The sequence below is a fragment of the Solimonas marina genome, assembly GCF_012241385.1.
GTDB classification, from domain to species: domain Bacteria; phylum Pseudomonadota; class Gammaproteobacteria; order Nevskiales; family Nevskiaceae; genus Solimonas; species Solimonas marina.
Map to the genome: position 1 here is coordinate 570,143 of NZ_JAAVXB010000002.1, position 15,256 is coordinate 585,398.

General features: G+C 64.7%; 9 protein-coding genes and 1 tRNA gene. 9 read left to right on the forward strand and 1 reads right to left on the reverse strand.

What is annotated here, in order from left to right; all coding sequences use genetic code 11:
- The first annotated feature begins 346 nt into the window (after positions 1 to 346).
- The 6 genes from G7Y82_RS05885 to G7Y82_RS05910 all read left to right on the forward strand — a co-directional run bounded on the left by G7Y82_RS05885 (position 347) and on the right by G7Y82_RS05910 (position 9,478).
- Positions 347 to 433, forward strand: a tRNA-Leu gene (locus G7Y82_RS05885).
- Positions 434 to 1,054: 621 nt separating this feature from the next.
- Complete coding sequence (locus G7Y82_RS05890) at positions 1,055 to 3,499, forward strand: efflux RND transporter permease subunit (protein WP_168147068.1); 2,445 nt, start codon at positions 1,055 to 1,057, stop codon at positions 3,497 to 3,499.
- A gap of 65 nt (positions 3,500 to 3,564) precedes the next feature.
- Complete coding sequence (locus G7Y82_RS05895) at positions 3,565 to 4,950, forward strand: DUF1329 domain-containing protein (RefSeq protein WP_168147069.1); 1,386 nt, start codon at positions 3,565 to 3,567, stop codon at positions 4,948 to 4,950.
- Between the two features lie 4 nt (positions 4,951 to 4,954).
- Positions 4,955 to 5,902 carry a WD40/YVTN/BNR-like repeat-containing protein gene (locus G7Y82_RS05900; RefSeq protein WP_168147070.1) on the forward strand — a complete coding sequence of 316 codons (948 nt, stop codon included), beginning with the start codon at positions 4,955 to 4,957 and terminating at the stop codon, positions 5,900 to 5,902.
- A 60-nt stretch (positions 5,903 to 5,962) separates the two neighbouring features.
- Positions 5,963 to 8,023: a DUF1302 family protein gene (locus G7Y82_RS05905; protein ID WP_168147071.1), complete on the forward strand. Its 2,061-nt coding sequence runs from the start codon at positions 5,963 to 5,965 to the stop codon at positions 8,021 to 8,023.
- An 81-nt stretch (positions 8,024 to 8,104) separates the two neighbouring features.
- Positions 8,105 to 9,478, forward strand: a complete 1,374-nt coding sequence (locus G7Y82_RS05910; protein ID WP_240954087.1) for a DUF1329 domain-containing protein — start codon at positions 8,105 to 8,107, stop codon at positions 9,476 to 9,478.
- A gap of 9 nt (positions 9,479 to 9,487) precedes the next feature.
- On the opposite strand, the gene G7Y82_RS05915 is transcribed toward G7Y82_RS05910, so the two are convergent.
- Complete coding sequence (locus G7Y82_RS05915) at positions 9,488 to 10,666, reverse strand: lipid-transfer protein (RefSeq protein WP_168147072.1); 1,179 nt, start codon at positions 10,664 to 10,666, stop codon at positions 9,488 to 9,490.
- 199 nt (positions 10,667 to 10,865) lie between these two features.
- On the opposite strand from G7Y82_RS05915, the gene G7Y82_RS05920 reads away from it, so the two are divergent.
- From G7Y82_RS05920 to G7Y82_RS05930, 3 genes are all read left to right on the forward strand, one after another.
- On the forward strand, positions 10,866 to 11,885 hold the full coding sequence (locus G7Y82_RS05920; protein WP_168147073.1) for an NADP-dependent oxidoreductase: 1,020 nt from the start codon (positions 10,866 to 10,868) through the stop codon (positions 11,883 to 11,885).
- The gene (locus G7Y82_RS21865; protein WP_168147074.1) at positions 11,882 to 14,617 is read left to right on the forward strand and encodes a LuxR C-terminal-related transcriptional regulator; all 2,736 of its coding nucleotides are present in this window, start codon (positions 11,882 to 11,884) and stop codon (positions 14,615 to 14,617) included. Before G7Y82_RS05920 ends, G7Y82_RS21865 begins: the two co-directional genes overlap by 4 nt.
- Before the next feature lie 231 nt (positions 14,618 to 14,848).
- Positions 14,849 to 15,253, forward strand: coding sequence for an acetone carboxylase subunit gamma (locus G7Y82_RS05930; protein ID WP_168147075.1), 405 nt, complete (start codon positions 14,849 to 14,851; stop codon positions 15,251 to 15,253).
- Positions 15,254 to 15,256: the final 3 nt, after the last annotated feature.

Consider the following 15,256-nt stretch of genomic DNA (forward strand, 5'->3'; position numbering starts at 1 on the left):
GGCATACAGACTGAAACAAAGTCGCGCATTGCAGTGACCGCGTGGGGTCGGGGGCGGCGATACGATGTCCCTGTCGTCGCGAGCTTACCCCTGATCCGGCTCACGGCGATCCCCCGAGCCCCGGTCCCCCCGGGGCTCACCTATTTGCGGCGGATGTCAGCGCCGACGCGCGCAGGCTCGGGTTCTGAGCCTGCGCGTCTCTATCCTGCCGTGGCGGTCCGGATTGCTCCACCGCTTCGCAGTCTCACCTGAAGCTGGCCCGCGCCCTGGCGCGGGCCTTTTTTATCGGCAAGGTGAAGATATGGATTGTAGGATGTCTCGCGCTCGCTATAATCGCCGGCCCCGCGCCGAAGTGGCGGAACCGGTAGACGCAGCGGACTCAAAATCCGCCGATGGCGACATCGTGAGAGTTCGAGTCTCTCCTTCGGCACCAATAAATCGCTGAAATCCCATCAATATCCGTGGATTTCAGCGCGCTGTCGGCAGCGCCCGACAGTGTTTCGCGGCATCGACGCCGCGGCGCGTCAGCGCGATTTCCGCTCCACGATCGATCTTCTCGCCCCGCGTCTGACGCGGCGGCTGCCGCGCGTCCGCGCGTTTTTGAAGCGCAAACCGATCCGTCCGTGATGGTCGGCGCGGGCCGCCGCCAGCTCTCGACCTCATCGGCAGTCGCGCGCTGTCCGGCAACGGCGACAGCCCCGCTACCGCACCGGCGGTGTAGGGGGCGTCGACCCGCACCCGCGTGACACGCCTCGATGCTGCAGTGCGGTCCTATACGCGCCGCCTACCCACCCGCCGAAAACTACCCGTTCGTGTAGTGCCAGCGCGCAGGTCCGAATTTACTTTGCCATGACCCCCACGGGGGCAAGACGCCGAGACGGGACCTCCCGCCGAGCAGTCCATAACGACATGAGAGGAGAACATCACATGACGAACGCGCTCGTACGCGTATCCGGTCGCACGCCTCGCATTTCCATCGACGACGCAGCGCTCGGCCGCCGGCTGACCCGCTGATTCTGATCACGCCGGCGTGGCCGGCTTAGACGGATTACACATGGAAAGCTTCCGCTTCCGGCTTGCGGCGCTGGTGATGCGCCATCGCGGCATCACCGCATTGCTCTTCGTCGTCGTCACGGCCTTCTTTGCCGTCGGCCTGCGCAACGTCGAGCTCAAGACCATCTTCTCGGATCTGCTGCCGAAGGATGATCCCTTCGTGCAGGTCTACAAGGATCATCCGAACTTCGGCAATCCGCTGACCTTCACGCTGATGATCCAGCGCAAGGACGGCGACATCTACAACGCCGAGACGCTGGCCAAGGTCTGGAAGCTGACGCGCGACGTCGATCTGGCGCCGGGCGTCGATCACGATCAGATTCTGTCGATCGCCACCGAGAAAGCGCGTTACGCGGAAGCCACGCCGTTCGGTATCGATGTCCGGCCGCTGATGGAAGATCACCCGCCGACCACGCCGGCGGAGATTGCGGACTTTCGCGCACGGGTCGACAAGTCGCCGGGGGCGCGCACCTTCCTGATCTCGCAGAACGAAACGGCGACGCTGATCAACGCGACGTTCATCGAGCGGCTGCTCGATTACGGGCAGGCGTTCAACTACATGCAGCATCTGGTCGAGCAGGCGCGCGATGCCGATCACAACGTCTACCTGGCGGGACAGCCGGCGCTGACCGGCTGGGTCTATCGTTACGAATCGCAGATGTTCGGCATCTTCGCCGTGACGCTGGGTGCGCTGATCCTCACGCTGTCGCTGTACATGCGCAATGTGGTCGGCGTCGTCACGCCGATCGTCACCAGTGCGGTCGCGGCGATCTGGGGCTTCGGCTTCGTCGGCTGGCTGCACTCGCCGATCGAGCCGCTGCTGATGATCGTGCCGCTGCTGCTGATCGCACGCTCGTTCTCGCACTGCGTGCAGTTCACCGAGCGCTACTACGAGATCTACGCGCACCTGCGCGATCGCGAGAAAGCGGCCGAAATCACCATGGGCGTGATGATGGTGCCGAGCGTGCTCGGCATCTTCACCGACATCGTCGGCATCTTCCTGATCGCCATCGCGCCGATTCCGGCGATGGAGCGCTTCGCGCTGTTCTGCGGTTTCTGGGCGATCTGGCTGATTCCGACCGGCACCTTTTTGATCTCCTTGCTGCTGTCGGTGCTGCCGCCGCCGAAGAACATCGAAAAGCTGGTCGGGCGCGAAGGCGGTAGCGGTGTGCACAAGCGCTTCGCGCAGTTGCTGCGCGGCATCGCGTCGCTGAGCTACGGCCGCCGCGCGCGCGTGACGACGGCGATCGTTGCGGTGGCCGCAGTCGCGGCGGTTTACATGGCGCTGCAGATCAAGATCGGCAATCCGGTCGAAGGCAGCAATCTGTTGTGGCCGAATTCCGAATACAACGAGGCGGTCGCGCAGATCAACAGCAACTTCCCCGGCGTCAATACGCTGGAAGTGATCTTCGAGGCCAAGGATCAGAAGAACCCGAATCGCGTCACGCACCAGGCCGACACCATCGGCACGATGCAGGCGCTGCAGGCCCAGATCGAAAGCGGGCCGAATCCACCGCGCGCGACGCTGTCGTTCGGCGACTACCTGATGGAGGCCAATCGTCTGTTCTCGGGCGGTAACCCCAAATGGTCGCCACTCGATCTGACCGATTCCGCCGTCAACGCCGCCGCCGGTGCGGTGATGGTCGGCAGCAGCCCGAAGGCGTATTCGAACGTCATCGACTTCGAGCAGCAGAACGGCACGGTGTCGCTCTGGTACAAGGACAACAAGCAGGAGACGGTCGACGCGGCGCTCGATGAAGCGCGCCGTGCGATCGCCAAGGTCGGCGTCGATCACTCGGCGTTCCGCATTCGCCTCGGCACCGGCACCATCGCCCTGCAGCAGGCGGTCAACAATGTGGTCGACCGTTTCCACTGGCTGATCATCGGCTGCCTCAACATCGTCATCCTGCTCGGCTGCAGCCTCGCGTACCGCTCGCTGCTGGCCGGCATCATCCTGCTGCTGCCGGTCAATCTGTCGAACGTGATCCTGCTGTCGTCGATGCATCTGATGGGCATCGGCCTCGACGTCAATTCGATGCTGGTCGCGGCGATCGGTATCGGCGTCGGTATCGACTACGGCATCTATCTGCTGTCGCGCATCTGCGAGGAATACCACGCGCAGGAGCATGACTGGGGCGCGACCATCGTTGCGGCGCTGACCACGACCGGCAAGGCGATCATGTTCACGGCATCGATCATGATGATCGGCATCCTGCCGTGGTACTTCCTGTCCGATCTGAAATTCATGGCGGACATGGGCCTGCTGCTGACCTTGATCATGCTGATCAACATGGTGCTCGCCCTGATCGTGCTGCCGCTGATCGTCTGGCTGCTCAAGCCGCGCTTCGTCGGCCGCAAGGACCTGCTGGTCGGTGAAAGCGTCGACCTGTCGACGATCGCCACCGCCGATACCCATATCAAACCCCTGCGCTCGGCTCCGGCCTGAGGGCACGGCACCGCACGCACATCATCCAGGCGCTGCAGCGCCGACAGTAAGCGAGGAGAGAGAACATGTGGATCAAGAAGTATGACTTCGACTACGGCCGTCGCATGCTGCTGGAGAAGACCATCAAGGGCGTGGCCGCCGCCGGCGTGCTGGCGCCCCTCTGGCCATTGATCGCCAAGGCCGGCGATGCGTCCAAGGCGTATCCCGATGAGCTGTTGTCGATCGAGGCCTACACCAAGGGCAAGGTCAAGCCCGGCGATGTGATCACCGCCAACAACGTCGAGGCCGTCAAGGACCTGCTCGATCCCATCGCCTATCAGCAGGTCAAGACGATGGGCCGCAAGATCAACATCGTCGAGTCGACCAAGGACGTGACCAAGCTGTTCCCGGCGTCGTATCTGGAAGCGACGCTGAAGAACAAGGGCCGCGCCAAGCTCGATTCGGTGGGCAACGTCTACACCGACAACGGCGAGCCGTGGATTGGTGGCAACCCGTTCACCGATCCGCAGAACGGCGTCGAAGCGATGGCGAACCTGACGCTGTCGTGGGGACGCCACGATTATTCGATGTACGCGGTGCGCGACTGGGACATCGCACCGGACGGTTCGATCGCCTACCAGTACGACTTCGTCTGGGCCGAACTCAACACCACGGCGCGTGCCGACGGCAAGGTCTGGAACGGCAAGAAGGATCTGCTGCGCTATCAGTCGGTGTGGTTCACGTCGCCGCAGGACACCGCCGGCAGCTCGTACCTGAACACCTGGTATTACGACCAGCGCAAGTTCCCGGATCTCTACGGCTATCTGCCGGCCTTCCGCCGCGTGCGCCAGTTCCCGACCAATCAGCGCTTCGAGCCGCTGGTGCCGGGCGTGACGTTCTTCCTGTCCGACGCCTGGGCCGCGGGCGATCCGATGCTGACCTGGGGGAACTACAAGATCATCGAGCGCAAGCCGATGCTCGGTGCGATCGGTCCGCGCAATTTCATGGGCGGCTACAACGACAACTACGAACGCACCGTGCACGGTGGCCCGAAGAACCAGACCTTCCACGATGTGTGGATGGAGTTGGTGCCGGAATGCATCGTGCTCGAAGCCGAACCGACCGGCTATCCGCGTGCGCCAGTGGGCAAGAAGCGCATCTGGATCGACGTGCGCAACGGCATGTACGTCGCCTATGTCACCTACGATCGCCGCGGTGCGATCTGGAAGTCCTTCGAGCCGGCTTATGCGCAGTACTCGAACGACAAGGTCACGATCAAGGATGCGCAGGGCCATCCGGCGTGGTCGTGGGTCGCGGCGGCCAGCCACGATGTGCAGGCCAACCGTATGACGCGCTTCGTGCAGGCCAAGGAAGTGAAGGGCGGCTACCAGAGTGGCTACGGCGAAGGTTCGCAGGATGTCTACAACAAGTACCTGACGAACCAGGCCATCGCGCGGCTCGGTACGGCCTGACGCCATGAAGCGCGCAACGCTACTCGTCGCACTCGCCGGGGCCTTGGCCCCGGCCACGCAGGCGATGGCTGCACCCGACGCGGTGCAGACCATCGTCTCGGGGACGGCGCATCAGGCTCTGTTTTCGCTGGCGTTCGACGGCAGCCGCGGCGTCGCGGTCGGAGCCGCAGGCGAAATCCTGCAGTCCGATGACGCCGGCAAACACTGGGCAGCGGCGCCGGCGCCAACGCCCAAGGCGCTGCTCGGGGTGGCCATCAAGAGCAGCGGGGCGATTGCCGTCGGGCAGCAGGGCGCGATCGTGCGCCGTGATACCGAAGGGCGCTGGCAACCGGTCGAGGCGCCGACGCAAGAGCGCTTGTTCGGCGTCGCACTCAATGATCGCGGCGAGGCGGTCGCGGTCGGCGCCTTCGGTACGGCGCTGAAATCCGACGACGGTGGCCTGCATTGGCACACGATCGCGCCGCAGTGGGCCCACTACACAGAGAACGGTGAAGACCCGCATCTGTATGACGTGAAGCTCGACGATCGCGGCGTGATCACGATGTGCGGCGAGTTCGGCCTGATTCTGCGCTCGACCGACGGCGGCACGAACTGGCAGGTCCTGCACAAGGGTGATGCATCGCTGTTCGCGATCGATCTGCTCGAGGATGGACGCGGCTACGCGGTCGGGCAGAGCGGTACCGCGCTGAAGACCACGGACGGTGGCCAGAGCTGGACGCCGATCGACGTTGGCACGCAGGCGATCCTGCTCGGCGTCAGTGCTCAACCCGACGGACGCGTCGTCATGACGGCGATCCGTGACCTCGTGGAGAGCCGCGACGACGGCCGCAGCTGGCAGCACATCGAATCACCCGAAGCGGTCGCGTACTGGAACCAGGGCGTCAGCTACGTCGGCGGTGGACCGGCGCTGATCGTCGGCCAGGTGGGACGCATCGTCGAATTGGGCAACTAGGCGGCAGCAGGCGGTACGGCAAGCCAAAACAACGAAGTCTGAAAAGCGAGGGGATCAGACATGCACACGAGGAAGCATTCGGCCGGGTTGCTGACGGCAGCGGCACTGTTCGGCCTCGGCTCGGCGCTCAGCAGCGCGCCGGCGGCCGCACAAAGCGATAGTGAAGACGGCGGATTCTTCAGTTCGCTGTTCAGCGGCATGGATTTCAGCCTGGGCGGCTTCATCCGTCCCGAGACCGCGATCAGCACCGGGTCCGAGAATCCGTACAACCAGGGCGGCAACGTCTTCAATGGCGTGCCGGTCATGCGCCACGCCGGCGATCCGCTGACCGGCTTCGGGCCGATTCTGCCGAACTCCGGACTGACGACGACGCTGACCAATCTCGGCCTTGGCCCGTTGCTCGACGCGATTCCGGTTGTCAACGGCCAACTGCCGGTCACCGACACGATCGCGCGGCCGGTGCCGAAGACCGACAACACCTTCAACATGCTGATCGTGCGCGGCGAACTCGAAGCCGGCATCCGCTTCAGCAGTGATCTGTCGCTGGTCGCACGCCTGCGTGCGATCTACGACCCGGCGGTCTACGACGACATCAACGGCGGCACGCTGGAGAATTCGGCGGGCGGTATCGCCGGCGGCGATCCGGCGCTTTATCACCATCAGCCGAATATGTTCGAGTATCGCGTCGAGGGCGACTCGTCGCCGAACCCGCTGGAATGGGACGGCAAGCAGTACCAGGTCTATTTCCCGGCACTGTTCTTCGAATACAACCATGGCCCGCTGACGGCGCGTCTCGGCAATCAGCAGATTGCCTGGGGCCAGGCGATCTTCTTCCGCGTGCTCGACGTTGTCGACGGCCTCGATCTGCGCCGCCACTCCATCCTCGACAACGCGCAGGAGGAGTTCTCCGACAAGCGCGTGCCGGCGCTGGGCTTGCGGCTCGGCTACCAGTTCAATGACGCGGTGCTGGCCGATGCCTACGTGCAGAAGTTCCAGCCGTCGATCTATGGCAATCCGAATACGCCATACAACGTCATTCCGACACAGTTCACCGTGCACGATCGTTATGCCGACGGCGGCTACGACGACAAGATCAGCTACGGCCTGCGCCTGAAGGGCAATTTTGGGCAATGGGGTTTCCAGGCGATGGCGGTGCGGCGCTACAACCCGGACGGCGTGTTCCGCTGGACGGCGTCGGGCGTCAACCAGAATCTGCCGAACGACAACCTGTTCGGCATCGCCGAGAACCTGCTGCACAGTGGCGCCGCCGGCACGCAGACCACCGGCGAGCTGTTGGCGCAGACGCCGTTCGAGGCGGCCCCCGGCGGCGTCTACTCGGCGCGTGAATGGTTTCACTATGCCGGTATGGCACGGCTCAACGCCGTTGACGGTCTGAACTCGGCGATCAATGAGTTCACGCCGTCGACAACGGCGCTGCTCGCGTCGCCGGCCGGCAGTGTCGACGCGGCCTACAACGAGCTCGACACCTTCTTCATGGCCGCGGGTGGGGCGCTGCGCGGACACATCGCCCGCGAGTATTTCGCCGAGAATGTGTTCGGCCTTGGCGCCAGTTACGTCACCGACGGTGAACCGGGTTCGCTGCTCGATCAGTTGATCATCAATCTGGAAGTTTCGTATACGCCGAATCGCGTCTTCACCGCGCCGTCGCTGTCGAGTCACTACCTGCGCGAGAACAACACCATCGGTGCGCTGGTACTGGAGAAGTATCAGCGCTTCACGCAGGCGTTCCCAGCGACGTACATGGTGTTGCAGTACATGCACCGCACCAAGGACGATTTATTCGGTCGTTCGCTGAAAGGTTACGGGGGCGACGAGAACTCGCCGGCGACCGGCATCAAGGGCGGCGCCAACTACGTGGTGTTCGCCTTGCAGCAGCCGTTCCCGCAGGATATCTATCGGGTGTCGCTGGCGACGCTGTACGACCCGCGTGGCGGCATCCTCGTGCAGCCCGGCATCAAGTGGAAGCCGCGCGGTTCAATCACCGTCGACGCGTTCTACAGCTACATCAACGGACATCTCGGTGGTAACCCGAACAAGAACGCGCTGTCGACCGCAGACTTCGCCGACGAGTTCACGCTGCGCGTCGGCTACCAGTTCTAAAGTCCTCCCCATGCCCATTTGGATCTGGGCCCGGCGATCGGTGACGTTACCGATCGCCGTTCTTTTTTGAGCCGCAAGCCGATGCCATTTCGATCCGTTATCCCGCATCGTGGCTGGACGCGCCGGCGCTTCCTGCAGGGCGCGCTGCTGTCGGGCGTGCTGATGCCGCTGTGGGACGCGATCGCGCAGAACGGCGAGATCACGCGCGCCTATCCCGACGAGCTGTTGTCGATCGAGGCGTACACCAAGGGTCGCCTGAAGCCTGGCGATCAGATCGACGCGTCGAACGTCGAGTCGGTCAAGGATTTGCTCGAGCCGATCAAGTACGCGCAGATCGCGACGCTCGGCCGGCGGTTGACGCTGGCGCCGACGACGATCGACATCATGCGCCTGTCGCCCTGGGAGTACCTCGAGGCGACGGTGCGCCATCGCGGTCAGGCGATGTTCGATGCACGCGGCAATGTCGTGACGCGCGAGGGCAAGCCGTGGATCGGCGGCCATCCGTTTCCAGGTAGCGCCAATGCGCTGGAACTGATGGCCGGTCTGACGCTGAGCTGGGGGCGGCATGACGCATCGCTGTATGCGATCAAGGAAGTCGACATCGACCCGGCCGGCGAGCCTGCCTTCGACTACCAGTGCGCGTGGGCGGAGATGTCGCCGATCGGCCGCGTCAGCATCGAGCCGAAGCCGTATTGGCCGGGGCACGAAGACAAGCTGCGTTTCCAGACGGTGTTCTTCGTTGCGCCGGACGGGGTGCGCGGCACGTCGTATCTGAACGTCTGGGCCTACGATCAGCACCAATTCCCGGATCTGTACGGCTACCTGCCGGCGTTCAAGCGGATTCGCCAGTTCCCGACCGATCAGCGCTTCGAGCCGCTGGTGCCGGGCTCGACGCTCTATCTGTCCGACGCCTGGGCGGCGGGCGACCCGCTCTACACCTGGGGCAACTACCGCGTCGTCGGCCGCGGGCCGATGCTGGCCGCCGTGTCCGGCGGCTGGAACGCCTCGCATCCGAACTGGGAGCACGGAACGCATGGCGGCCCCAAGGGCAAGACCTTCTGGGACACGACCGTCGAGCTGGTGCCCGAAGCCATCATCGTCGAAGCCGAGCCGACCGGGTTTCCACGCGCGCCGGTCAGCAAGAAGCGCGTCTGGTTCGACGCACGAACGCAGTTGCCGATCGCCATGGTGTCGTACGACCGTCGCGGCCAGCCGTACCGCTCATTCGACGGCGCCTACGCGCTGTATCAGGACGGCGATCGCGCGTTCATGGACGGCAAGCACCCGTACTGGTCGTGGGCGCATGTCCATGCATTCGATATCCAGACCGGGCGCATGACGCGGCTCGAACAGGTGCGCAGCGTCTCCGGCGGTCATCGCACCAGCGTCAACGATGCCGGCATTTACGACCGCTATCTGACCAACGCCGCGCTGATGCGCCTGGGCGCCGCCTGAATCGCCGGCTCAGGCCGCGCCGTAGACGGTGACCACGCAGGCACCGCCGAGCCCGAAGTTGTGCTGCAGCGCCAGTCGCGCGCCATCGACCTGACGGCGGCCGCTGCGGCCGCGTAGCTGCTCGATGAGCTCCGTGCACTGTGCGAGGCCGGTTGCGCCGAGCGGGTGACCCTTGGAAATCAAGCCGCCGGACGGATTGGTGACGACGCGACCTCCGTAGCTGTTGTCGCCATCCTCGATGAACTGCTCGGCGCCGCCGGTCGGCGCCAGGCCCAGGGCTTCATAGCTCAGCAACTCGTTGGCGGTGAAGCAGTCATGCAGCTCGCAGACATCGATGTCTTGCGGGCCGACGCCCGCCTGCTCGTAGGCCGTCGCCGCCGCCGAGGCGCTCAGATCGAAACCGACCGCCTTGATCATCGAGCGCGCCTCGAAGGTCGAGGCAAAATCGGTTGCCATCGCCTGGCCCAGAATGCGCACACCCTCGAGGCCACGGCGGCGCGCATAGGTTTCGGAGACGACGATCGCAGCGGCGGCACCGCAGGTTGGCGGGCAGCACTGCAGGCGTGTCATCGGCCCGAAGATGACGGGCGAGGCGAGTACCTGCTCGACGCTGACCGGCTCGCGAAACAGCGCGCGTTCATTGTGCTCAGCGTGGCGCCGCGCCTTGACGGCGATCTTGGCGAACGTCGCCGGCCGGGCCCCGTAGCGCTCGATGTACTCGGCGCCGGCGCCGCCGAACATATGCGGTGCCATATAGGCGTCGGGTGCGGGATGCAGGGTCTGCGCCAGTTCGGTGAAGCGGTCGAGCGGGCTGGGACGGTCGTCGTAGACGTTGCCGATCGCCCCGGGTGCCATCTGTTCGAAGCCGAAGGCCAGTACGCAATCGGCGGCGCCGCTGGCGACGGCCTGGCGGGCAAGAAACAGGGCGCTCGATCCGCTCGCACAGTTGTTGTTGACGTTGAGCACCGGAATGCCGGTCATGCCCAGCGGGTAAAGCGCGCGCTGACCGCAGGCGCTGTCGCCGTAGACATAGCCTGCATAGGCTTGTTCGACATCGCTGTAGTCGAGGGCCGCATCGGCCAGGGCCTGGCGCACGGCGCTGGCTGCCATCGCATCGTAGGCGGCCGAGCGTCCGGGCTTGGTGAACGGTGTCATGCCGACACCGACGACGAGCGTGCTGCGGGTCATGGGGAACTCCTCCGAGTGGTGATGGAAGCGGCATGCGGGTGCCGGAGGCGAGCTTAGGGGCGCGCAGCGGCGGATCACCCACTCGGAGGGAGGGAAAACGTGGCGCGAACCTCGATGACACCCACCCTTTTGGGTGGGTCATGACCTCATCAGGCGGCGGACACTGCGATGACGAGAAATGACAAGAGGAGAAGCGATCATGGGTACGATGCGCCGCTGGTATTTCAACAAAAGGCCGACGCGGGAGATCGAGGCCGATACCCTGCAACTGCGTGAGGAGTCACGACCACCGCTACGTGACAACGAGTTCCTGCTGCGGTCCGTGTACCTGTCGATGGATGCCACCAACCGCCTGTGGATCGGTGACTGGGACTTGTACATGGAACCGGTCGCGCTGGGCGCGCCGATGGTCGGCTTCACGGTCGGCGAAGTCGTGGAATCGCGCCATCCCGATTTCGCGGTGGGCAGTCTGGCTGCCGGCATCCTGCCATGGGCGGACTACAACATCTGCAACGGCGAGGGCGTGCAGGCGCTGCCGATGATTCCCGGCCTGAAGCTCGCCGACGCGTTTGGCATCCTTGCGGTCGCGGGGCCGACCGCGCTCGTCGGTCTGATGGAGATCGGTCGCCCGAAGCCCGGCGATACCGTCGTGGTGACGGCGGCCGCCGGCGCCGTCGGCATGCTGGTCGGGCAGATCGCCAGGATCCACGGATGCCGCACCATCGGCATCGCCGGCGGTGCCGCGAAGTGCCGCTCGCTGACCGAACAGTTCGGCTATGACGCTGCGATCGATTACAAGTCCGAGGATGTCATCGCCCGTTTGCGCGAACTCGCGCCGGATGGTGTCGACGTGCACTTCGAGAACGTCGGCGGTGAGATGCTCGACGCCGGTCTCACCGTCATGAAGAATTTTGGCAGCGTCGTCATTTGCGGCCTGATCTCGACGTACAACAGCAGTGGCCCGGTACCGGGGCCGTACATGTTCCGCAACCTCATCATGCGCAGATTGCGCGTCGAAGGCTTCGTGATCCTCGACTATGCGCAGCGCTATCCGGAGTTTCAGGCGAAGCTTGCCCAATGGATGCTCGAGGGGCGCTTGCACTATCGCTTGCATATCGAGCGCGGCCTCGAGAATGCCGTCGACACCCTGAAGTTGCTGTACAGCGGTGGCAACCAAGGCAAGGTCATGTTGCAGATCGGTGCCGAGCCGGTGACGTGAGCGGCCGGCCCCGGGAGATGCGCGCCCAACGGGTGACGGCGCGGCGCGGCCGCGCAGTCGAAGTCGCGGCGGCCGTGCCGGCGGCCAATACGGAGGTTCATCGTCGTCGTTTGCTCGATCAACTCGCCGTTGCGCCGCGGCCGCGGCTGGTGGTCGTGCAGGGGCCGGCGGGCTACGGAAAATCGGTCCTGCTGCGACAGTACTGCGACCTTCGAGCGGCGGCCGGCGACAAGGTGGCGTGGGTGCGCATGGACGCGCACTCGGCGGATCCGGCCGAATTCCTCAGCCTGCTGTGTGAGGCTGCCGACAGCCTCGTGCGACCTCGCCAGCGCGATCCCGACGCACCGCGACGGTCGAGCATTCAGGATTTTGTGCGGCTGCTGCGCCGCGCCGGCGGTCCCGTGTTGATCGTCGTCGACAACTTCGAAGTCGCGGCGAGCAACGAGATCGGCGGTGTTCTGGCGCAGGCCGTACGCGCTTTGCCTGCCGGCGTGCAATTGTGCATCGGGACGCGCGCGCTCCCCAGGTCGATGCTGGCGCGCATGCAGATCGGCGACGGCGTCGTCAGCCTCGGGGGCGACGATCTCTGCTTTCGCGTCGCAGAGACGATGGCGTTCTTCGCCGAGTTCCGGGACTTGCAGCCGGAGGAAATCGCGGAGATCCACGAGCGAACCAACGGATGGCCTGCCGCGCTCCAAGGTTTCCGCCTGTGTTTGCGGCGAGACAGGCGTTCGCGGGTCGAGGCGTTGGCCAGCAAGGGCATGACGCCGGAGCTGATCGAATTTCTTGCGGCCGAGAGTTTCGGGGGGCTTGACGCCGGCATGCGCGAGCGACTGTTGCTGCTCGCGGTGCCGGACAAGCTGTGCGCCGGATTGGTCGAACATCTCGGTGCCGCGGCCGACGGCAGCGAGTGTCTCGCCGAAATCGAACGCGCCGGGTTGTTTCTCAGCCGTACCGATCTCGACGGGACCTGGGTGCGTTTCCACAATCTGTTCCGGCGCTTTCTGCTCAGCCGCATGAACTGCGATATCGCGCCCGAGGAACGGCGCCGGCGGCATCGCGTCACCGCCGAATGGTATGCCGCCAACGGCCACGGCGAAGCGGCTATCCAGCACGCACTGCATGCCGGCGAGCATGCGACGGCGGCGGCTCTGCTGTTGGCGCAGATCGACACGCTGGTCGCGCACGAACGGCTGGGCCTGATCGAACGCTACGCCGATCAGCTGCCGATCGACGTGCTGATCGAGCACGATGCGCTGGTCAACGCCGCCGTGATCGCTTACGCCTTCCGTCGCGCTTTCGACAAGGCGGAGGCATTGATTTCGCAACACCGCCGCCGCCTGGCCACGAGCAAGGCCGGCTCGCACGCCGTAGGCGCACACAACGTCAGCCGCCTCTTCGTGCTGGCCGCGCAGGATCGCATCGATGAGCTTGGCGCCACCGCGATCGAGTGCGCCGAGCAGCTGGATGAGAGAAGGGGTTTCCGCTATGCGGTGACCTTCAATGCGCGTGCGATGTTATTGGTCGGCCAAGCCGCCTACGACGAAGCTCGTGGGTTGCTACTGCAGGCGCGGCCGCTGCACGACGAAGACGGCAACCTGTTCGGGCAAGCCTATCAGGAGGCGATCTACAGCATGAGCCTCAGTGGCCAGGGTCGCATCGACGACGCGGTACGCGGGCTGGCTGCTGCGCTCAAACGCACTGAAGAACGGAGTGTCGGCAGCATCGGCGCCGGTTCGGTGATCGCCGCCTACCTGGCTTGTGGCCGCTACGAGCAGAACCGCATCGACGACGCGCAGGCGCTGATTCGCGATTACGCCCAGCTCGCCGAACAGCAGACCATCGTCGATGCCGTCGCCGGCATGCTGTTGACGGCGGCGCGTATCGCGCATCTGCAGCAGCGACGCGCCGAAGCCGAGGAATTGATCGAGCGGGTGCTCTATCTCGGTTACCGCTACAGCCTGGGGAGGCTGACGATCTATGCACGCGCAGAACTGGCGCGGCAGGCGACCTTTGATGGTGAACACGATGCGGCGGCCAAATGGCTGCACGAACTGCCGGCGATGTGGACCGATGCGCCGGCTGACCAACTGCTGTTCCATGCCGGAGAGACGGAAGCCTGCACGATCAGCTGGGGACGTCACTTGATCGCGATAGGCCAACACGGACCGGCGGCGCGGCTGTTGGGCAGCGAGCTGCGTCGTGCGCGGCATCATCATCGGCGCCGCCGCGAGTTGAAACTGCTGGTGATGCTCGCGCTTGCACAACAGGCGGGCGGCGATGGAGGGCTGGCGCGTCGCAGCCTGCTCGAGGCGCTGGAAATCGGTGCTGCCGGTGGATTCGTACGCAGTTTTCTCGATGAGCGGCAGGCCGTGCTGGTGCTGCTGAAGGCGCTCTATGGCGGATTCGCACAATTGCCGAACCTCGAAGGCCCCGACGCCGCTGTCGAGCATTTGCAAAGATTGCTCACCGAGGCGGGCGAGCAGGCGCCGAGCGCGCCGTCGCGCGGCGCGGACGTCGATCTCGCCTCGGTGATGGCCAGCCTCAGCGAGAAGGAGCGTCGCCTGTTGCAGTTCCTCGCGCGAGGGCTCAGCAATAAGGATCTGGCAGATCGTTTATCGGTGTCGACCAATACGGTGAAGTGGCACCTGCGCAATATCTTCGAGAAATTGCAAATCAAGAATCGCGTTCAGGCGATCGCCTTGGCGCGACGTTTCGGCATCATCGACTGATTTACGCGCTGCAGCCCTTTGGAGTGGGCACAGCCAGCAGCCGACCTCCTAGTCTGCCGTCATCAGTTCCGGATACACGGAACCCGGAGGAGAGCGCTGCGAGATCGCCGGGCAACGCCTGGTCGTCGGCATCTGCGGCGTAGCGCGTCATCGCTCGCGTCCTCCGTTTGTCTGTCCCGCCGCGATTCATACGGCGGTATGCGAAACAAGCCGAGGAGAAGGGAGCTGCCGATGAGAGTCCTTGTTACCGAAAACCTGCGGATTGATTTGGAGCAGGAGCTGTGGGAATGCCGGCACTGCGAGACCGCACTGATCGGCGCGCGCGAAAACTACAAGCGCGGCCTGCTGGTCTACGACCGCGATCCGCGTGAGATTCACAAACCCTTGCTCGATCCGCGCAAATACGAGCGCACCTATTCGCCGCACCCGCAGTGGTGTCGCATCCTCGAATACTACTGCCCCCAGTGCGGGGCGATGATCGAGACGGAGTACCTGCCGCCCGGCCATCCGCCGGTCCGCGACATCGACTTCGATATCGACGCGCTGAAGCGGCAATGGGCGGATCGCGAGGAAGTCATCGAAGCGCCAGTGGGCAGTGAACCGCCGCGCCGCCGCGGTCACTCGCACGCACACTGAGGC

Bases quoted from the DNA above. Each gene is read 5' to 3' on its own strand.
- G7Y82_RS05890 (WP_168147068.1), top strand. From the start codon at position 1,055: ATGGAAAGCTTCCGCTTCCGGCTTGCGGCGCTGGTGATGCGCCATCGC.
- G7Y82_RS05895 (WP_168147069.1), top strand. From the start codon at position 3,565: ATGTGGATCAAGAAGTATGACTTCGACTACGGCCGTCGCATGCTGCTG.
- G7Y82_RS05900 (WP_168147070.1), top strand. From the start codon at position 4,955: ATGAAGCGCGCAACGCTACTCGTCGCACTCGCCGGGGCCTTGGCCCCG.
- G7Y82_RS05905 (WP_168147071.1), top strand. From the start codon at position 5,963: ATGCACACGAGGAAGCATTCGGCCGGGTTGCTGACGGCAGCGGCACTG.
- G7Y82_RS05910 (WP_240954087.1), top strand. From the start codon at position 8,105: ATGCCATTTCGATCCGTTATCCCGCATCGTGGCTGGACGCGCCGGCGC.
- G7Y82_RS05915 (WP_168147072.1), bottom strand. From the start codon at position 10,666: ATGACCCGCAGCACGCTCGTCGTCGGTGTCGGCATGACACCGTTCACC.
- G7Y82_RS05920 (WP_168147073.1), top strand. From the start codon at position 10,866: ATGGGTACGATGCGCCGCTGGTATTTCAACAAAAGGCCGACGCGGGAG.
- G7Y82_RS05930 (WP_168147075.1), top strand. From the start codon at position 14,849: ATGAGAGTCCTTGTTACCGAAAACCTGCGGATTGATTTGGAGCAGGAG.